This window comes from Actinomycetospora sp. NBC_00405, assembly GCF_036044095.1.
GTDB classification, from domain to species: Bacteria; Actinomycetota; Actinomycetes; order Mycobacteriales; family Pseudonocardiaceae; genus Actinomycetospora; species Actinomycetospora callitridis.
The window spans coordinates 2313040-2331828 of record NZ_CP107938.1 but is presented as its reverse complement, the minus strand read 5'-3'; the positions used below and the strand labels follow the sequence as shown (position 1 = coordinate 2331828).

Genomic DNA, 18789 nt, shown 5'->3' with positions numbered 1-18789 from the left:
CAGCCCATGGACGCCGAGAAGGCCCGCCGCGTACTGAGTGAGGAGCGCGACCGGCTGCGTGAGATGGGCTCGTGGTCCCGCGAGCACGCACCCACCGTGGCCGTGCAGCAGGAGGGATCGCTGGGGCAGCACCCGGGCGACTACGGCTCCGAGGTCGAGGAGTCGATGGAGCGCCAGGGTCTCGCCGACGAGAGCAGCCGCCAGATCGCCGACATCGACGCCGCCCTCGCCCGTCTCGACGAGGGCACCTGGGGTCGTTGCCGTGTGTGCGGCGCGGACATCGACGACGAGCGTCTCGAGGCGCGCCCGCAGGCCGACACGTGCCGGGAGCACGCCGAGGCCGCGTGACGCCGTGCCCGCGGCCCGGTCCTCGCGAGGACCGGGCCGTGGGTGCGCTCAGGGTTCAGAGGTCAGGGCTCAGGGCTCAGGGGCTCAGAGCGAGGTGTCGGGGACACCGCTCGCGGGATCGACCTCGTCGTCGCGCAGACGCACCTCCGGGCCCTCGAGACGCTCGCCGGGGTTGGCGCCCAGCGTCCGGTCGGCGTCCTCGGGGTCGACGATCTCGTCCTCCTCGAGGTCGTGCATCGCGGCCTCCTCGGCGGACGCGGCACCGCCCGAGATGCCGGCGTCGACGGCGGCGAGGGACCGGCCCGGTACCTGGTCGGGGTCGGGCTCCGCGGCGGTGAGTCGTCCGGATCGACCCTGTCCGGCTTCCGAGCCGATCTCGCCCTCGGAGAGCTCCGGCCCGGGCGCGGTGGCCGCGCCGCCGGTGTCGTCGGGGATCTCGCGCGCGAGACGCTCGTCCACGGTCTCGCGCTCGCGCTGTCCCGCGGGGGTGGTGTCGGGGTCGTCGAGGCCGAAGGGGCGGTTCGGGGAGACGTAGCCGGCGTCGAGGCCGTCGGTGCCGGGCTCGCCGTCCAGGGACTCGCCCGACTCCAGCTGGATGCTCGCGCCCAGGTCGGGCGACTCGGGGACGTCGTCACGGTGCTCGGGCTCGGTCATGGGTGTGGCTACCCGACCGGTCGCCCGGCCATGTCGTCACCGGTCAGGCGCCGGAACAGGGCGTCGCGGACCCCGTCGACGTCGGTGCCCCGGGGCAGCGCGACGTCGACGGTCCGGCCGCCGGGAGCCCGGCCCCGGCGGTCGGCGTGCACCGTTCCGCGTCCGGGCCCGAGCGACGTGTCGACCTCGACCTCCAGCGGCACCGTCGCCAGCGTCCCGGGGACGATCGCCTCGAGCAGGGCGACCGCGTCGTGGATCGGGACGCGGTCCACGCCGAGTGCCTCACCGTGCGCGTAGACGTCACGGGTCGCGGCCAGGGCCTCGCCGACCGGCCCGGACGCGGCGAGCGCGTCGAGCCAGGCGCGGTCGACGGTCACCTCGTGGGTGAGGTCCAGGGGCACCAGCGTCGTCGGCACCCGTTCCTCGACGAGGACGCGACGCGCGGCTTCGGGGTCGGACCAGACGTTGAACTCCGCGGCGGCGCTGACGTTCCCGCCGGCCCCCACCGAGCCGCCCATGACGACGAGCCGGCCGATCCGTTCGGCGAGGTCGGGGCGGGTCGCGAGCAGGAGGGCGACGTCGGTCAGCGGGCCGATCGCGGCGAGGACGACGGGCTCGGCGCTGGTCTCCAGCACGCCGGTGATCACGTCCAGAGCCCGTCCGGCCGGCTCGGGACCGAGCGGCCCGAAGCGCTCGGCGATCCCGCCCAGCCCGTCGTCGCCGTGGACATCGGCGGCGCGCTGCGTCGTGGGGTGGATCAGCGGCCGGTCGGCGCCCACCCCGAGCGGCACATCCCCGCGCCCGAGCATCCCGAGCAGGCGGCGCGCGTTGGCCGTCGTGGTCGGCAGGTCGACGTTGCCGAAGACGGCGGTGACGGCGCGCAGGTCGACCTCGGGGGCGTGCGCGGCGAGCGCGAGCGCGTAGGCGTCGTCGACGCCGGGGTCGGTGTCGACGATCAGCGGGGCCACGGGACGTCGATCTCCTCGTAGGTCGGCAGCGACGGCTGGGCCCCGGGACGCGTCGCGGTCAGCGCGCCCGCCCGGCACGCCCGCGTCAGGGCGGTCTCGTCGTCGACGCCGGTGGCCAGCGCGATCGCGAGCGCGGCGGTGAACGCGTCGCCGGCGGCGGTGCCGTCGACGGCGTCGACCGGCGGCGAGGCGACGTGGGCGACGACCCGCCCGCGGCGGCGCAGCTCGGCCCCCGCGGCGCCGTGGGTGATCGCGACGGCGACGACGTCCTCGAGGTCGGCGTGCGCGGCGAGGGCACCGTACTCGCCGGCGTTGACGCAGAGCAGGTCGAGCCCGGCGAGGACGTCGCCGGCGACCGCCCGGGCCGGCGCGGCGTTGAGGACCGTGAACCCGGACGCCGCCATCGCCGTCGCGACGGGCTCGTCGGGCACCTCGAGCACGGTGAGCACGACGTCGGCGTCGAGGGCGGCGGGGTCGACGGTCAGGGTCGCGTTGGCGCCGGGGTCGACGACGATCGTGGTCTCGCCGTCGTCGTCGACCTGGATCATCGCGGTGCCGGTGGGCGCGTCCCGGACTCGGCGGACGGACCCGAGGTCGACCCCACCGGTCCGCAGCAGCGCCAGGGCCTCACCGGCGAGAGGGTCGGTGCCGACGGCGGCGAACAGCCGCACGCGGGCGCCGAGCCGGGCGGCGGCGAGGGCCTGGTTGGCGCCCTTCCCGCCGGGGACGCGGGTGACGCTGCGCGCGGTGAGGGTCTCCCCGGGCGCCGGCAGCTGCTCGACGCGGGCGACGAGGTCGAGGTTGACGCTGCCGACCACGGCGACGGTCGGGCCGGATCGGGGGGACGCCACGGCGCGATCGTAGGGTCACACCGTGAGGTCGGACCCGCGCCAGCCGCGACTGCTCACCTGGGCGTCCCTGCGGTGGATCGTGCGCCACCGCGCGTGGTCGCCGTTCTACCTGGTGCGGTACTGGCGGATGATCAAGGTTCGGGTGCGCCAGCCGCACATCGTGATGCACGGGCTGGTGTTCCTGGGCAAGGGCGTGCGGCTCGAGGCCCGCGCGGGGTTCGGGCGGCTGGAGATCGGCCGCTTCGTGCACATCGGCGACAACACCCGCGTGCGCTGCCACGAGGGCTCGCTGCGCATCGGGGACAAGTCGGTGTTCGGCAACGAGAACACGATCAACTGCTACCTCGACATCGAGTTCGGCGAGGCCACGCTGCTCTCCGACTGGATCTACGTCTGCGACTTCGACCACCGCTACGCCGACGTGCACCTGCCGATCAAGGACCAGGGCATCGTCAAGTCGCCGGTGCGCATCGGGCCGGAGACGTGGATCGGGACCAAGGTGACGGTGCTGCGCGGCGCGCGGGTCGGGCGCGGCTGTGTGCTCGGCGCGCACGCCGTGGTGCGCGGCGACGTGCCCGACCACTCCGTCGCCGTCGGCGCCCCGGCCCGCGTGGTCCGCGACCGGATGGCCGACTACGAGGCGGCGGCCGCCGACCGCGCCGCGCTGGCCGACATCGCGCGCAAGACGGCCCTGGCCGCGGGGCAGGCGGTGGCCTCCCCGGACGGCGCGCCGGGCACGTCGGCGGGCGAGCCGGCCGTACGTGAGTGATGTTCACGGCTATAGCCGTGAACATCACTCACGGGGTGCCGAAGACGTTGCCCGTCGGGATCTTGGGGCGGCCGAGGGCGCGCGGGGGACCGGGTCTCGTCGTGGCATGGATGGCGGCCGTCTCGGCGGCGATGGAGGGCCAGGCGAAGTCGGTGTCGAGGCGCCGGAGGGCGGCGTCGGCGCGCACGCGGGCGGCCACGGGGTCGTCGAGGCAGCGGATCACCGCGGCCGCCAGTCCCGGCACGTCGCCGGGAGCGAAGGACAGGCCGGTGACGCCGTCGACGACCACCTCGCCCAGCCCACCCGCGCGGGACGCGACCAGCGGCGCGCCGGCCGCGGCGGCCTCCAGCGCGGTGATGCCGAACGGCTCGTAGCGGCTGGGCAGCACGGCCGCGTCGGCGCCGGCGAGCAGGTCGCGCAGCGTGGCGTCGTCGACGTGGCCGAGCAGGCGCACCGCCCGTCGCACCCGCGCGACCCGGGCCCGTTCGGCGAGCCAGTCGGAGCACGAGCCGGTGCCCGCGACGAGCAGCTGCGTTCCGGGGTGGGCGCGGCGGATCGCCGGGAGGGCGGCGACGAGGTCGTGCACGCCCTTCTCCCACTCCAGGCGCCCGACGTAGACGAGACGCGGCGGGCCATCGCGATCCGGCGCAGCACGGCCCGCCCACCCCGAGGGGTCGATGCCGTTGTGCACGACGGCGACGTCGTCGGGGTCGAGGTCGAAGAGTCCCGAGACCTCGGCGCGCATGGCCTGCGAGCATGTGACGACGGTGTCGGCGCGGCGGGCGAGCCACCACTCCACGGAGTGCACCTGCTGGTTGAGCGGCTGCGAGAGCCAGCCGCCGTGCCGGCCGGCCTCGGTGGCGTGGATCGTCGCGACCAGCGGCGCGCCGGTGAGGTCCGCGAGCGCGATCGCCGCGTGGGCGACCAGCCAATCGTGGGCGTGGACGACGTCGGGCGTCCAGTCCCGCAGCAGGCCGGCCGTCGCGCGCAGCATCGCGTGGCCCAGCCCGAGGGTCCAGGCGACGAGGTCGCGGACGAACTCCAGGTGCGGCGGGTCCTCGGCCACGCGCAGGACGCGCACGCCGTCGACGCGCTCGACCGCCGTCGGGTGCGTCTCGGCGTCGGTGCCGGCGGGGTGGCGGGAGACGACGACCACGTCGTGCCCCGCGTCGCCCAGGGCCGTCGCCAGCGCGTGGACGTGGCGCCCGAGACCGCCGACCACCACCGGCGGGAACTCCCAGGAGAGCATCAGCACCCGCACGCCTGAGCTCCTCCCAGCGATTCGAGTGCGTGGCGCTACGGACACTCAGTGTCTGCGGCGCCACGCCGCTGACGTTCAGGCGAGCGACCCTACTCCGGAGTAGGTAGGGACAGCGCGGCGGTCGTCCGCGGGCCGCCGGCGCAGGGCCCGGGCATCGAGGCGCCCGAAGACGTCGTCCTGGGCGGCGAACCCGGCGGCCCGGGACGCCGCGAGGTCGTGCCGGCCGGCGGGCAGCAGGTCGGTCAGCTCGCGGACGCGGTCGCGGTGCTGCGCCGCGCGACGACGGGCGTAGTGCGCCGCGGAGTCCTTGGTGACCATGAACGCCCAGTCGCTCGAGAGCGCCAGTGCGGCCTGGGTCGCGAGGGTGTCGAGGGTGGCGTCGCGGCCCGCGGACGGTGGGGCGCCGTCGACGGCGGCGAGCAACCGGCGCGCCACGTCCTCGTTGTCGGCCACGAGATCGCGCACCGCGAGCCCGTCCCACACCCGCCAGTCCTTGCCCGACCCCCAGGACGACGCGGGCAGCGCCACCGGCTCCTCGACGTGGCCGGCCTCGACCGCGCCGCGCAGGGTCGTCACCCGGACCCCGGCCGCCGGGAGCGCCGCGAGTACCGCCTCGAGCCACGCGGGGCCCTCGTGCCACCAGTGCCCGAACAGCTCGGTGTCGAACGCGCTGACGACGAGCCCCGGCCGCCCCCGCTGCGCCCGCAACGCCTCGAGCCGCGTCCGGACCACGCCCACGAAGTCCTGCGCGTCGCGCGCCACGGCCGCGGCGGCGCGCGCGGGGTCGTACGGCTTCTTGTCCCCGGTCGCGACCCGCCGGCCGGTGACCCGCGCGGGCTTGAGGCCGGTGTCGTGGTCGTAGGTGTGGAAGTCGCGGTAGTCCGGGCCGCCCGGGTAGCCCGCGCGCGGCGACCACACCCGGTAGGTGACCTCCAGGTCGCGCGCGAAGGCCACCACGGCGGTGCCGTCGACGGGGTGCGCGGCCGCGGTGTCGCCGCGCAGCGCCGGGCCGTCGACGAGGAAGCGCTCGACGCCCGCCGCCGCGTAGTCGTGCTCGAGCCCGGGGGTGTAGCCGCACTCGGGCGCCCAGATCCCCGCCGGCCGCCGGCCCAGGCGCAGGGCGGCGTCGCGCAGGCCCGCGTCGAGCAGGAACCGACGCACGCGCCCGGGCAGCAGCGGCGCGAACGGGTGCGTGGCGGGCCCGCCGAGCAGCTCGACGACCCCGGCGTCGGCGAGACGCCCCAGCACGGGCGAGGCGCCGTGGCGCCAGTCGCGCTCGAAGACCTCGAGCGCATGGGCGGCGGCGCGGTGCTCGCGGGTCGACAGCGCGGGATCGCGCGCCTCGTGCGCGCGCAGCTGCCAGTCCGCGAGCCACGTGTGCATCGACCGCAGGGCCGCGGGGTGGTCGAGCTGGGCGGCCAGTACCGGCGTCACGCCGAGGGTCAGCACGTCACGCTGCCCGCGGGCGGCCAGGCGTTCGAGGGTCTCGACGACGGGCAGGTACGCGTGCGCCCACGCCTGGTAGAGCCAATCCTCGCCCACCGGCCAGGCGCCATGGCGCAGCAGCCAGGGCAGGTGGGAGTGCAGGACCAGGCAGAACGTGCCGACCGGTTCCCTCGACACGCGCGTCCCTCCCGTCGTCCGACCCGCCCGTCCGACCCGCCCCTTCGAGCCCGGCGGCAGAGTTTCCCATCGTCCCCGGACGGCGGAGCGGCGGCGGGGCCATCACGGGAGCGGGCGCGCCTCGTTGGACCGTGAGCGTCACCCCGAACCCGGAAGGGACCCCATGCGGAGCACGTCTCGGATCGTCGCCGGAGCACTCGCCACCGTCTCGGCGGGTGGTGCCCTCCTCGGGCTCGCCGGCACGGCCGTCGCCTCGCCCGTCCCGGGCGTCCCGGTGACCACCGCCGAGCAGTGCACGGGCGGCGGCGGGGAGCTCACCGGGGGCGGCCTGACTTGCACCGGCGGTGGCGACACGGGCGATGTGGTGGTCGGCGAGGCCGCGGCGGGCGCGATGCGTCAGGCGCTGCCCGAGGAGGTCGCCGACCCGGCCCTCACGGCCGTCGGACGGCGCTGACCAGTAGATCCAGCGAGGCGTCGACGTCGTCGGCGCGCAGCTCGAAGTCCCCGGCCGACACCGAGGCCACGTCGGCGGCGAGCTCGTCGGGCCACGGTTCCCCGGACAGCGCGAGCGCGATCTGGGCGTCGATGAGCGAGCCGCCGTGGCGCGCGTCGAGCGCGCGCAGTGCCGGGCCGTGGTGCAGGCCGGTCAGCGACTCCACGGCCAGGCCGGCGTCGGCGACGAGCCCGGCGAGCTCGGGCCCGGTCAGCTCGCGGGTGTGGAACGGGTTGAGCGGGCGGTCCTCGGGCCCGGCGCCGGGCGAGAAGGTCAGCCGGTTCGGGGTCGCGCAGAACAGCCGCCCACCGGGGCGCAGCACGCGCGCGCACTCGGCGAGGAAGCCCGGCTGGTCCCACAGGTGCTCGATCACCTGCAGCGTCACCAGCGCGTCGACCGTCCCGTCGGCCACCGGCAGGGCCTGCAGGTCGGCCCGCATCACGCCCACGGCCGGGTAGCGGGCGGCGACGTGGGCGGCGACGGCCGCGTCCAGTTCGACACCGACCACCCGGCGGGCCGACGAGGCCAGCAGCGCCGCCCCGTACCCCTCGCCGACCCCGGCGTCGAGCACGACCGCCCCCGCGCACGCGGGCGCCAGCGCCAGGTAGACGGCCTCGTGGCGCCGGAACCAGTAGTTCTCGACGTCCAGCCCGGGCACCGTGCGTTCGCCGGTGAGGGGAAGCGCAGCACGATCGCTCATCGCGTCACAGTCTCCGACCCGGCGTCCCGGGCGGCGCCGACTGGGTACCTCCCCGCGACGTCCCCGACGAGGAAGGTGGAACCCATGGCTGCCGAGGCGCCGCCGCTCACCCAGCAACTGGTCCGGTGGGGGTGGGGTGTCGGCCTGGTGCTGACCGGGACCGGTCACCTCACGGTCGTCCGCGAGGAGTTCCGGTCGCAGGTCCCGCCCTGGGTACCGATCGACGCCGACGACGTCGTGCTGCTCAGCGGGGCGGCGGAGATCGCGCTCGGTCTCGGGCTCCTGGCCCTCCCCAAGGAGCGCCGCCGGATGGCGGCGCTGACGGCCGCGTTCCTGGTGGCCGTGTTCCCCGGCAACATCGCGCAGTACCGCAACCGCGTCGACGGTCTCGGGCTCGACACCGACGGCAAGCGTCTCGGGCGCCTGTTCCTCCAGCCCGTGCTGTGCGCGACCGCGCTGCACGCCGGCGGCCTGCTCCCCGGTGCGCGGCGCCGCTGAGCCCAGCAGGCCTGGGCGACAGGGTGAGCACCCACCGGCGAGAGCCACAGAAGGTGACCGAAGGTCACTGCCGACATCGGTGCGTCACTCCGGCGAGGTCCCCTCGTTGAGTGGTGGTCGTCACCGCACGGGCCGGATCGGGCTCGCTCGGGAGCGACGGGGGGACGTCGCCGGGAGAAGGCGGTCGGGGCGTCCCGCTCCCCAGATCCAGCCTCCCGAGGAGTCCTGATGTTGAAGAAGATGGGTGTCGTCACCGTCGGTGTCGCGGCCGGTCTCATGGTGGCCGCCCCGTTCGCGTCGGCCACCGAGTGCCACGACGACTCCGAGCACCACTCGAGCCACGAGAGCAGCAGCGACGGCGACTGCAACGTCACCGGCGGCAGCGCCACCGCCAACGGCGGCATCGACGGCGACTCGGCGCTGGGCAACGTCCTCACGCAGGCGCCCGTCGGCGGCGCCAACCTCGGCAACGTCGTCTGCAACCGGATCCTCAACGACAACCTCAGCGGCAACAACATCGCCATCAGCGTGCTCTGACGAGCGCACCCGAGGTCCACGACCGGGCCCGGCCCCACCGATCGGGGGGCCGGGCCCGTCGCGTTCCGCGTTCTGCTGATCCGGAGCCGGCCCGCGTCTACAACACCCCGTGAGCGTGCGACTACGCGATGTGGGAGGACTGACACCGTCGTCGCCGCATTCGCCCAGTTAGGTTAGGGTTCCCTAACGGTCTGGTGTCGACGCCGGGGAGAACGATGAATCGCGAACCGGGATCGCCCGTGGATGTCGTGGACATCCTCGGGGTGGGGTTCGGGCCCTCGAACCTCGCGCTGGCCCTGGCGGTGCAGGAGCACAACGAACGCGCGTCCGATTCCTCGCGGATCCGTGCGTCGTTCGTCGAGCAGCAGGCCGCGTTCGGCTGGCACCGCGGGATGCTCCTCGACGGGGCCACCATGCAGGTGTCGTTCCTCAAGGACCTCGTGACGATGCGGGACCCGACGAGCCCGCGGTCGTACCTCAACTATCTGCAGGGCCAGGGCCGGCTGGCCGACTTCATCAACAACAAGTCGCTGTTCCCCTCGCGGGTCGAGTTCCACGACTACCTCGAGTGGTGCGCCGCCGACGTCCGCCACCTCGTCTCCTACGGGACGCGGGCGGTCGCGGTGCACCCCGTGACCGGGCCCGACGGCGAGATCGACCAGATCGACGTCGTCCTGCGCGACGCCCAGGGTGACGTCGACGGCTCCCGGGTCGTGCGGACCCGCAACCTCGTGCTCGCCACCGGCCTGGTGCCGTGGCTGCCCGAAGGCGTCCAGCGCGGCGCCCGGATCTGGCACAACAGCGAGCTGCTCTCCCGCCTCGGCGAGCTCCCGCCCGTCGGTCCGCGCCGCCGCCGCTACGTCGTCATCGGCGCCGGGCAGAGCGCGGCGGAGACGACGGCGCACCTGCACGACCGCGAGGACGCGGCCGAGGTGCACTCCGTCTTCTCCCGCTACGGCTACAGCCCGGCCGACGACACGTCGTTCGCCAACCGCATCTTCGATCCGGAGGCGGTGGACCACTTCTTCGCGGCCTCCGGCGAGGTCAAGCAGATGCTGCTCGACTACCACGCCAACACCAACTACTCGGTGGTCGACCCGGAGCTGATCGCCGAGCTCTACCGACGCGCCTACCAGGAGCAGGTCCGCGGGCCGCGGCGCCTGCACGTGCACGGGGCGTCACGGGTGTCGAGCGTGCGCTCCCCGGATCCCGACGTCGACGGCGACGGGCCCGGGGCGGGTGCCGTCGGCCCCGACATCGAGGTCGACGTCGAGGTCCTGACCACCGGCCACCACCACACGATCACCGCCGACGTCGTCGTCTACGCCACCGGCTACCGTCCGATCGACCCGAGCGGGCTGCTCGGCGACGTCGGGGCCTGGTGCCGGCGTGCCGACGACGGCGAGCTGCTGGTCGACCGCGACTACCGGCTGCACACCGTCGAGCCGCTCACGGCCGGCGTCTACCTGCAGGGGCCCACCGAGCACACCCACGGCATCAGCTCCACGCTGCTCTCGACCACGGCCGTGCGGGCGGGCGAGATCCTCGACTCGGTGCTCGGCCACCGGCGTCCGGAGCCCGACCTGCCGGTCGCCCACGCGAGCGGCGAGCCCGCCACCGTGGGCCAGCGGTGGGGCGACCCGGGGGTGGTGACGTCGTGACGGCCCTGGTGACGGGAGCCGCCGGCGGCATCGGGTTCGCGGTCTGCCGGCGCCTCGCCGCCGCGGGCGCGCCGGTCGCCCTGCTCGATCGCGACGCCGAGGCCGTCGAGGCGGCCGCCGCGACGGTGCGCGAGCACGGCGGCACCGCGGTCGCGGTGCCCGCCGACGTCACCGACGCCGCCGCCGTCGAGAAGGCGGTGGACGCCGCCGAGGAGGCGCTGGGGCCGCTGGACACGCTCGTCAACGTCGCCGGCGTCCTGCACGTCGGCCGGGTCACCGAGCTCGACGACGCCGACTGGCGGCACTGCCTCGACGTCAACGCCACCGGCGTCATGCACGCCTGCCGCGCCGTCGGCGCCCGGCTCGCCGACCGCGGACGCGGCTCCGTCGTCACCGTCGCGTCCAACGCCGCCGGCGTCCCGCGGACGGGGATGGCCGCGTACGCCGCGTCGAAGGCGGCCGCGGTGGCGCTCACGCGCGTCCTGGGCCTCGAGCTCGCCGGGCAGGGCGTGCGCGCCAACGTCGTGTGCCCGGGGTCGACCGACACCGAGATGCTCGAGGCGATGGGTGACCTGCCCGCCGACCACGCCGCCCTCGTCCGCGGTTCGGCCGAGACGTTCAAGCTCGGCATCCCCCTCGGGCGGATCGCCGACCCGCAGGACGTGGCCGAGGTCGTCGCGTTCCTCGCCTCCGACGCCGCCCGTCACGTCACCCTCCAGACCGTCTACGTCGACGGCGGGGCCTCCCTCGGGCCCTGAGCCGACCTCTCCGCCACCTCCACCGCTGCCGTCCCCGCACGCCCGACCACAGCCCTCGGCCCGCATCGTGAGAGGACCCCGATGACCAGCACCCCGACCAGCGCCGGTCCGGAGCTCGAGCCCGTGGGGGAGGACGTGTCGGTCGACGTCCCGCCCGGCCCCGGGTCCGGTCCGGGGGCCTTCCTCTTCTCCACCCGCGAGGTGACGCTGCGGACCACCGGGGTGCGGACCCGCGTGCCGGACGCCTCGCCGGGCTCGGTGGGCGCGATGGCCGCGGCGACGCTCGCGGCCGAGCGCGCGGCCGGCAACCCCGACCCGCTGGTGGTGGGGGCGGTCGGGTTCGCGCCCGGCGAGGCCCGCCTCGTGGTCCCGGGGCACGTCCACCGCACGCCGACCATCGCGCGCGAGGAGGGCGACGCCCCGCCCGCGCCGCCGCTGAACGCGCCGCCCTCGGCGCCCGCGTCGGTGGGCACCCGGTGGGACTTCCGCGCCGAGCCGCCGCCGCCGCGCTACGCGGCCGCCGTGCGCCGCGCGCTGGAGATGATCGCCGAGGGCGACCTGGAGAAGGTGGTCCTCGCCCGCGCGGCGACGCTCACCGCGCCCGCGCCACTCGACCTCGCCGTGATCCTCGAGCGCCTCGCCGCCCGCAACCCCACGGGGTACGTGTTCGCCGCCGACGTCACCGACCCAGCCGATGACGCAGCGGATGATCCCGTCGCCCGGACCCTCGTCGGCAACAGCCCGGAGCTGCTCGCGGCCCGGCGCGGCGACCTCGTCGTGTCGCACCCGCTCGCCGGCACGGCCCCCCGCAGCCCCGACCCCGACGAGGACGCGGGCCGCGGCGAGGAGCTCGCGTCGTCGGCCAAGGACCTGCGCGAGCACGCGCTCGTCGTCGACCGGGTCGCCGAGCGCCTCGCGCCCTTCTGCACGTCGCTGGAGGTCCCCGCCGCGCCGAGCGTCACCCGGACCGCCTCCCTGTGGCACCTCGGCACCCGCATCGAGGGGACGCTGCGCGACCCCGCGCTGACCTCGCTGCAGCTCGCCGAGGCGCTGCACCCCACGCCCGCGGTGTGCGGGGAGCCGACCGACGCCGCCCGCGCCGCCATCGAGGAGCTCGAGGAGTTCCCCCGCGGCTTCTACTCCGGCCTCGTCGGCTGGTGCGACGCCGACGGCGACGGCGAGTGGGCGGTCACGATCCGCTGCGCCGAGGTCGCCGGGCGCGCGGTGCGCGTCTACGCGGGGGCCGGGGTCGTCGAGGGCTCCCGTCCCGAGGCGGAGCTGGCGGAGACGGGCGCCAAGTTCCGCACGCTGCTCTCGGCGCTCGGGCTGGAGGCGACGCCGTGACGACCACCGCCCGCCCCGTCGAGGAGGGCGTCGTCCCGTACCCCCCGGAGGTCGCGGAGCGCTACCGGGCCGCGGGCTACTGGACCGGCCAGACCTTCGCCGGCCTGCTCGACGCCGCCGTCGCCGCGCACGGCCCGCGCACGGCCGTCGTCGGCACCGGCCCGTCGGGATCGCAGCGCTGGACCTACGACGAGCTCGACGCCCGCGCCCGAGGCCTCGCCGCCGGGCTGCGCGAGCTCGGCGTGACCCCGGGCGACCGCGTCGTCGTGTGGCTGCCGAACGTGCCCGAGTATCTCGAGGTCGTCTTCGCGCTGTTCCGCCTGGGCGCCCTGCCCGTGTTCGCGCTGCCCGCGCACCGCGCCAGCGAGATCCGCTACTTCGCCGAGCACGCCGAGGCCACCGCGATCGTCACCGTCGGCCGGCACGACCGCTTCGACCACGCCGCGGCGGCGCTCGAGGTCGCCGCGGCCGTCGACGCCGTGCGCCACGTGGTCGTCGCCGCGCCCTCCGCCGGTGACGTGCCGTCCGGCGTCGTCACCCTGGGCTCGCTGCGCCGCACCCCGCCCGCCACCCTGCCCGGCGACGACGCCGACCCCTCGTCGATCGCGTTCCTGCAGCTCTCGGGCGGGACCACGGGCCTGCCCAAGCTGATCCCGCGCACCCACGACGACTACCTCTACAGCGTCCGGGCCAGCGCGGAGATCTGCGGGCTGACGCCGGACACCGTGTACCTCGCGGCCCTGCCCGCCTCGCACAACTTCACGATGAGCTCGCCGGGCCTGCTCGGCGTGGTCCACGCCGGCGGTACCTCGGTGCTCGCGCCCTCGCCGGACGCCGACACGTGCTTCGGGCTGATCGAGGCCGAGGGCGTCACGCTGGCCGCGGTCGTGCCGCCGTTGGCGGCGGCGTGGGTGCAGGCCGCCACCCGCGAAGCGGAGCGGAGCCGGGCCGGAGACGCAGTGTCGACCTCGCGAGACCTCTCCAGCCTGCAGGAGCTGCAGGTCGGCGGGGCCAAGTGTGCCGCGGAGCTCGCGCGCAAGATCGGGCCCGTGCTGGGGGCCCGCCTGCAGCAGGTCTTCGGGATGGCCGAGGGGCTGGTCAACTACACCCGCGCCGACGACCCGGACGACGTCGTCGTCGAGACCCAGGGCCGCCCCATCTCCCCGGACGACGAGGTCCGCGTGGTCGTGCCCGACGACCCCGAGGAGCGCGACGTCGCCCCGGGCGAGGTGGGCGCGCTGCTGACGCGCGGGCCGTACACGATCCGCGGCTACTACCGCGCGGAGGAGCACAACGCGACCGCCTTCACGCCCGACGGCTTCTACCGCACCGGCGACCTGGTCCGGCTCGACCCTGGCGGGAACATCATCGTCTCGGGCCGCGTGAAGGAGCAGATCAACCGCGGCGGCGAGAAGATCGCGGCCGAGGAGGTGGAGAACCACCTGCTGGCCCACCCCGACGTCGTCGACGCCGCCATCGTCGGCGTCCCGGACGACTTCCTCGGCGAGCGCACCCACGCCTACGTCATCCCGGTGCCCGACCGGGAGCCCCCGCGCCCCGCGGCGCTGCGCCGCTTCGTGCGCGACCGCGGCGTCGCCGCCTACAAGGTGCCCGACACCGTCGAGGTGGTCGACGCCTTCCCCGCGACCGGCGTGGGCAAGACCAGCCGCCGGGCGCTGCGGGCCACGCTGGCCGACCACGCGCGCCGCCCGGCCTCCGCAGAAGCCCCCGACCCCGACGCCGACGAGGAGAGCCCGTCGTGAGCCTGCCGACCATCACGCCCTACGCCCTGCCGCAGGCCCACGAGCTGCCGGCGAGCCGCCCGGACTGGTCGCCCGACCCCGCGCGGGCGGTCCTGCTCGTCCACGACATGCAGCGCTACTTCGTGGCCCCGTTCTCGCGCACCGAGGAGCCGGTGAGCCGCTGCGTCGAGAACATCGCCGCGCTCGCGGCCCGCGCCCGGGTCCTCGGCGTGCCGGTCGTCTACACCGCGCAGCCCGGCGAGCAGCCCCCCGCGGAGCGCGGCCTGCTCGACGACTTCTGGGGCCGCGGCCCGGCCGCCGCCTACGCCGAGGACCCCGGCGTGGTGGCGATCCTCGACGAGCTCGCGCCCGAGCCCGGCGACGAGGTGCTGACCAAGTGGCGCTACAGCGCCTTCCAGCGCAGCAACCTCGCCGAGCTGCTCGCCGACGCGGGCCGCGACCAGCTGCTGATCACGGGCATCTACGCCCACATCGGCTGCATGGTGACCGCCGTGGAGGCGTTCATGCGCGACGTGCAGCCGTTCCTCGTGGCCGACGCGACGGCCGACTTCTCCCGCGCCCACCACGAGCAGGCGATCACCTGGACCGCGCAGCGCTGCGGCGTCGTCACCTCGACCGACCGGGTGCTCGACGCGCTGGGGCGCGGGCCCGACGCCGTGGCGGCGACGGGTGCCGAGCGGGAGGCGCCGGCGTGACGCTGCCGGACGCCGACACCACCGGCGCCCGGCGCACCGCTCCCGCGCACCCCACCGCCCGGCGGACCAGCACCCGCGCGGGCGGACTGGTCCTCGCGACCGCCCTGCTGCTCGCGGCCCTGGTGGCGAGCCTCGTCGTCGGCAGCCGTGGCGTCCCGCCCGCCGCGGTGCTCGAGGCGCTCCTGCACGGGCCCGCCTCGCCCACCGACACCGACGCCGTCATCGTGCTCGACCAGCGCCTGCCCCGGACCCTGCTCGGGCTGGCCGTCGGGGTCGCCCTGGGCGCGGCCGGCGCGCTCATGCAGGCGCTCACCCGCAACCCGCTGGCCGACCCGGGCGTGCTGGGCATCAACTGGGGCGCCTCGGCGGCGATCGTCGGCGGCATCGTGCTGTTCGGCATCACCACGCTCGACGGCTACGTCTGGTTCTCGCTCGCCGGCGCGGCCGCCGTCGCCGTCCTGGTCTACCTGCTCGGGGCGACGGGACGCAGCGGCGCCACCCCCGTACGCCTCGCGCTCGCCGGGACCGCGGTCGGCGCCTCGCTGCAGGGCTTCATCTACGCGGTGGCCCTGGTGGACCCCACGACGTTCGACCAGTTCCGGGTGTGGCGCGTCGGGTCCCTCACCGGCCGGGACCCCGGCGCGCTGGTGCAGGTGCTGCCGTTCCTCGCCGTTGGCGCGCTGCTCGCCCTCGGGCTCTCGCGCGCGCTCAACGCGCTGGCGCTGGGGGAGACGACCGCCCGCGCCCTCGGCGTCCCCGTGACGCGCGTCCGGGCGCTGACCGGCCTCGGGATCGTGCTGCTCTGCGGCGGCGCGACCGCGGCCTGCGGACCGATCGCGTTCGTCGGGCTCGCGGTGCCGCACCTCGCACGCGGGATCACCGGCCCCGACCAGCGCTGGGTCGTGCCCTGGTCGATGGTGCTCGGTGGGCTCCTCGTGGTGGGCGCCGACGTGGTGGGCCGTGTGGTCGTGATCCCGGCCGAGCTCGAGGTCGGGGTCGTGACCGCGTTCGTCGGCGCCCCCGTCTTCCTCGCGATCGCCCGCCGGCGGCGGGTGGTGGAGCTGTGACGGCCACCCCGTACCGCGTCCCGGTGCTCCGGGCGGGCGGCCTGTCCGTCCGGGTCCGGCCCCGCGCCGTCGCCGCCACGCTCGGCCTGCTCGCCGCCGCGGTGGTCCTCGGCGCGCTGGCGATGACGCTCGGGGACTACCAGCTCTCGGTCGGCCAGGTGGTCGGCGCGCTGACCGGCACCGGCTCGCGCGCCCAGCAGTACGTGGTGCTGGACCTGCGCGCGCCCCGGGTGGTGCTCGCGCTCGTCGTGGGCGCGGCGCTCGGGGTGGCCGGGGCGCTCTTCCAGTCGCTGGCGCGCAACGACCTCGCGAGCCCGGACCTGCTCGGCTTCACCACCGGGGCGGCGTCGGGCGCCCTCATCGCGATCCTGCTGGCGGGCGGCGGCTCCGCGGGCACCACCGCCGGCGCGCTGCTCGGCACCGTCGTCACGATGCTGGCGGTCCAGGCGCTGCTGGGCGGGGCCACCGGTGGCTACCGCCTCGTGCTCGTCGGCATCGGGGTCAACGCGGTGCTGGCCGCGCTCAACAACGTCCTCATCCTGCGCGCCGACCTGCCGGCCGCGGTCGCCGCGCAGAGCTGGCTCGTGGGCACCCTCAACGGGCGCGGCTGGACCGAGGTGCTCGCCACCGCGATCGCGCTGGCCGTCCTCGTGCCCGTCGCGGTGGGCGTGAGCGGGCGCCTCGACCTCCTCGGGATGGGCGACCTGCTCGCCCGCGGGGTGGGCGTGACCGTCGGGCGCACGCGGGTGGTGACGCTGCTGGCCGGCGTCGCGCTCGTCGGGGTGGCGACGGCCGCGGTCGGTCCCGTCGCGTTCGTGGCGCTGGCGGCCCCGCAGCTCGCCCGCAGGCTCGCCGGGACGACGGGGCCCACCGTGGTCGCGGCCGGGCTGATGGGCGGGGTCCTGCTGCTCGCCGGCGACGTGCTCGGCCAGCGCCTCGTCGCGCCGTTGCAGTTCCCGGCGGGGGCGATGACCGCGGCGATCGGCGGGCTCTACCTCGTGTGGCTGCTCGCTCGTGAGTGGAGGGCGGGCCGGTGACCGCGTGCGCGTCGCGTCCCGACACCTTGTTCTTGATAGGTAAGGCTTGCCAAACTCACCGCGACCGGGGGGCGTCGACAGGCGAGGAGCCGGTGGTGACCGCTGCGCGCGATCTGGCCCTGACGGGTGCCCAGGAGGGCATCTGGTTCGCCCACCACCTCGATCCGATCCCCACGACCGGCGAGCGGATCGACATCACCGGACCGCTCGCGGGCGACGTGCTCGCCGCCGCGATCCACGACGCGGTCGAGGAGACCGAGGCGCTGCACGTGCGCTTCGTCGTGCGCGACGGGGCGCCCCGCCAGGTGCCGCTGCCGCCGGCGGAGCGACCGACGTGGACGGTGGCGCGGGTCGACCTGCGCGACGAGGCGGATCCGGAGGCCGCGGCGGCGGCGTGGATGGAGCGCGCCCTGGCCGAGCCCGCCGACCTGGACGGCGGCCCGCTCTTCGCGCAGGCCCTCCTGCGCCTGGACGAGGCCCACCACGTGTGGTTCCACCGCTACCACCAGGTGGTGATGGACGCGTACGGCTTCTCCCTCATCGCCCGCCGCGTCGCGACGCTCTACACGGCGCGCCTCGCGGCCGACGCCGCGCCGGCGTCCCGGGCCGGCACGCTGGCCGAGCTGGTGGCCGCCGACGCCGAGGCGCGCCGGAGCACCGCGGACGACGACCGGGCGTTCTGGGCGGAGCGCTTCCCCCGGGCGCTCGCGACCGCGACGCTCGCCGGCCGCACCCGGCGCGTGTCGGGGACCTTCCTGCGCCGTAGCGGCACCCTGCCCGCCGGGGTCGTCGCCGACATGGAGATCGCCGCCCGCGCCGGGTCGGGGCACTGGCCGGAGCTGGTGCTCGCCGCCGTCGCGCTGTACCTCCACCGGCGCTCCGACGCGCCCGACATCGTCCTCGGGGTCCCGATGATGGGACGGCTGGGACGGACCGGTCAGCCCGCGGCCCGCACGCCGGGGATGCTGGTCAACATCGTGCCGCTGCGCCTGCACCCGGGCCCGGCGACGACGGTGGGCGAGCTCCTCCGGGAGGTCGTCACCGAGCTCGCCGCCGTCCGCGCGCACCAGCACCACCGCTTCGAGGACCTGCGCCGCGACCTGCGGCTGGACGCCCCTGAGGGATCGGGCGGGACGGGGCCGGACCCCGCGGCGAGGCCGCGCTGGTGGGTCCGTGGGTCGACGTCCTGCCCACCGAGTCGCTGCGCTTCGGCGCCCGGACCACGGGCACCGGCCGCCCCGTCTCCGGCGGCCCGGTGCACGACCTCGCCGTCCACGTGCAGCGCCGCCCCGACGGCAGCCTGTCGCTCGACGTCGACGCCAACCCGGCGACGTACGACGCCGCCGGCGTCGAGGCCCACCGCGACGGCCTGGACGCCCTCCTGCGCACGCTCGTCGTGACTCCGCCCGACCGCCGGCTCGCGGACGTGCCCCTGCCGGACGGTCCCGCGGCGATCGACGGCACCCGGCGGCCGGTGCCCCCGCCGGTGTCCCCGCCCGTGCCCCCGCCGGTCCGGCGCGGGGCCGACCCTGCCGTGCAGGAGGCCCTCGGCGCGATCGTCGCCGAGGTGCTCGGCCTCGACGCAGTGGGCCCGGACGACGACTTCTTCGCCCTCGGCGGCCAGTCGCTCCTGGCCCTGAGCCTCCTCGCCCGCGTCTCCGAGGAGCTCGGGGTGACCCTCACCGTCCGAGATGTCTTCGAGGCGCCGACCGTCGCCGCCCTGGCGGCTCGTCTCCCCGCCGCCGTGCCCAGCCCCTGAGAA

General features: G+C 76.0%; 20 protein-coding genes. 14 read left to right on the top strand and 6 right to left on the bottom strand.

Annotation, left to right across the window (positions count from 1 at the left end; translation table 11 throughout):
• Positions 1 to 6: 6 nt before the first annotated feature.
• The gene (locus tag OG774_RS11540) at positions 7 to 348 is read left to right on the top strand and encodes a TraR/DksA family transcriptional regulator (RefSeq protein WP_328309525.1); all 342 of its coding nucleotides are present in this window, start codon (positions 7 to 9) and stop codon (positions 346 to 348) included.
• Positions 349 to 432: 84 nt separating this feature from the next.
• Here OG774_RS11540 and OG774_RS11535 read toward each other — a convergent pair whose 3' ends face one another.
• From OG774_RS11535 to OG774_RS11525, 3 genes are read right to left on the bottom strand one after another with little or no spacing between them, the layout of a single operon-like run.
• Positions 433 to 1002 carry a DUF5709 domain-containing protein gene (locus OG774_RS11535; protein ID WP_328309523.1) on the bottom strand — a complete coding sequence of 190 codons (570 nt, stop codon included), beginning with the start codon at positions 1000 to 1002 and terminating at the stop codon, positions 433 to 435.
• Positions 1003 to 1010: 8 nt separating this feature from the next.
• On the bottom strand, positions 1011 to 1970 hold the full coding sequence (locus OG774_RS11530) for a nucleoside hydrolase (protein WP_328309521.1): 960 nt from the start codon (positions 1968 to 1970) through the stop codon (positions 1011 to 1013).
• On the bottom strand, positions 1958 to 2821 hold the full coding sequence (locus OG774_RS11525; RefSeq protein WP_328309520.1) for a ribokinase: 864 nt from the start codon (positions 2819 to 2821) through the stop codon (positions 1958 to 1960). The genes OG774_RS11530 and OG774_RS11525 overlap by 13 nt, the downstream gene beginning before the upstream one ends.
• A gap of 22 nt (positions 2822 to 2843) precedes the next feature.
• Here OG774_RS11525 and OG774_RS11520 point away from each other — a divergent pair, with 22 nt between their 5' ends.
• On the top strand, positions 2844 to 3590 hold the full coding sequence (locus OG774_RS11520; protein WP_328309519.1) for an acyltransferase: 747 nt from the start codon (positions 2844 to 2846) through the stop codon (positions 3588 to 3590).
• A 28-nt stretch (positions 3591 to 3618) separates the two neighbouring features.
• Here the strand turns inward: OG774_RS11520 and OG774_RS11515 are convergent, their stop codons facing one another.
• Both OG774_RS11515 and OG774_RS11510 read right to left on the bottom strand, forming a co-directional pair.
• Positions 3619 to 4851 (bottom strand): glycosyltransferase family 4 protein, encoded by a 1233-nt coding sequence (locus tag OG774_RS11515; protein WP_328309517.1) that lies wholly within the window; start codon positions 4849 to 4851, stop codon positions 3619 to 3621.
• A gap of 75 nt (positions 4852 to 4926) precedes the next feature.
• Positions 4927 to 6474: a 1,4-alpha-glucan branching protein domain-containing protein gene (locus OG774_RS11510; protein ID WP_328309515.1), complete on the bottom strand. Its 1548-nt coding sequence runs from the start codon at positions 6472 to 6474 to the stop codon at positions 4927 to 4929.
• 163 nt (positions 6475 to 6637) lie between these two features.
• On the opposite strand from OG774_RS11510, the gene OG774_RS11505 reads away from it, so the two are divergent.
• A complete protein-coding gene (locus tag OG774_RS11505; protein WP_328309513.1) occupies positions 6638 to 6928 on the top strand; it encodes a hypothetical protein in 291 nt (96 codons plus the stop codon).
• On the opposite strand, the gene OG774_RS11500 is transcribed toward OG774_RS11505, so the two are convergent.
• Positions 6906 to 7667 (bottom strand): class I SAM-dependent methyltransferase, encoded by a 762-nt coding sequence (locus tag OG774_RS11500; RefSeq protein ID WP_328309511.1) that lies wholly within the window; start codon positions 7665 to 7667, stop codon positions 6906 to 6908. The genes OG774_RS11505 and OG774_RS11500 overlap by 23 nt on opposite strands.
• Positions 7668 to 7751: 84 nt before the next feature.
• On the opposite strand from OG774_RS11500, the gene OG774_RS11495 reads away from it, so the two are divergent.
• The 11 genes from OG774_RS11495 to OG774_RS11445 all read left to right on the top strand — a co-directional run bounded on the left by OG774_RS11495 (position 7752) and on the right by OG774_RS11445 (position 18786).
• Positions 7752 to 8165, top strand: coding sequence for a DoxX family protein (locus OG774_RS11495; protein WP_328309509.1), 414 nt, complete (start codon positions 7752 to 7754; stop codon positions 8163 to 8165).
• 228 nt (positions 8166 to 8393) lie between these two features.
• A complete protein-coding gene (locus tag OG774_RS11490) occupies positions 8394 to 8702 on the top strand; it encodes a hypothetical protein (RefSeq protein WP_328309507.1) in 309 nt (102 codons plus the stop codon).
• 215 nt (positions 8703 to 8917) lie between these two features.
• Positions 8918 to 10363, top strand: coding sequence for a lysine N(6)-hydroxylase/L-ornithine N(5)-oxygenase family protein (locus OG774_RS11485; RefSeq protein WP_328309505.1), 1446 nt, complete (start codon positions 8918 to 8920; stop codon positions 10361 to 10363).
• The gene (locus OG774_RS11480; protein ID WP_328309503.1) at positions 10360 to 11121 is read left to right on the top strand and encodes an SDR family oxidoreductase; all 762 of its coding nucleotides are present in this window, start codon (positions 10360 to 10362) and stop codon (positions 11119 to 11121) included. The genes OG774_RS11485 and OG774_RS11480 overlap by 4 nt, the downstream gene beginning before the upstream one ends.
• 81 nt (positions 11122 to 11202) lie before the next feature.
• A complete protein-coding gene (locus OG774_RS11475) occupies positions 11203 to 12465 on the top strand; it encodes an isochorismate synthase (protein WP_328309501.1) in 1263 nt (420 codons plus the stop codon).
• A complete protein-coding gene (locus tag OG774_RS11470; protein WP_328309499.1) occupies positions 12462 to 14228 on the top strand; it encodes a (2,3-dihydroxybenzoyl)adenylate synthase in 1767 nt (588 codons plus the stop codon). The genes OG774_RS11475 and OG774_RS11470 overlap by 4 nt, the downstream gene beginning before the upstream one ends.
• Entirely contained in the window at positions 14225 to 14923 is a 699-nt protein-coding gene (locus tag OG774_RS11465) for an isochorismatase family protein (protein ID WP_328309497.1), read from the top strand. The genes OG774_RS11470 and OG774_RS11465 overlap by 4 nt, the downstream gene beginning before the upstream one ends.
• A complete protein-coding gene (locus OG774_RS11460; protein ID WP_328309495.1) occupies positions 14920 to 15990 on the top strand; it encodes a FecCD family ABC transporter permease in 1071 nt (356 codons plus the stop codon). Before OG774_RS11465 ends, OG774_RS11460 begins: the two co-directional genes overlap by 4 nt.
• Positions 15987 to 17027, top strand: coding sequence for a FecCD family ABC transporter permease (locus OG774_RS11455; protein ID WP_328309493.1), 1041 nt, complete (start codon positions 15987 to 15989; stop codon positions 17025 to 17027). The genes OG774_RS11460 and OG774_RS11455 overlap by 4 nt, the downstream gene beginning before the upstream one ends.
• A gap of 95 nt (positions 17028 to 17122) precedes the next feature.
• A complete protein-coding gene (locus OG774_RS11450; RefSeq protein WP_328309491.1) occupies positions 17123 to 18427 on the top strand; it encodes a condensation domain-containing protein in 1305 nt (434 codons plus the stop codon).
• Positions 18424 to 18786 carry a phosphopantetheine-binding protein gene (locus tag OG774_RS11445; RefSeq protein ID WP_328309490.1) on the top strand — a complete coding sequence of 121 codons (363 nt, stop codon included), beginning with the start codon at positions 18424 to 18426 and terminating at the stop codon, positions 18784 to 18786. The genes OG774_RS11450 and OG774_RS11445 overlap by 4 nt, the downstream gene beginning before the upstream one ends.
• The last annotated feature ends 3 nt before the right edge of the window (positions 18787 to 18789 follow it).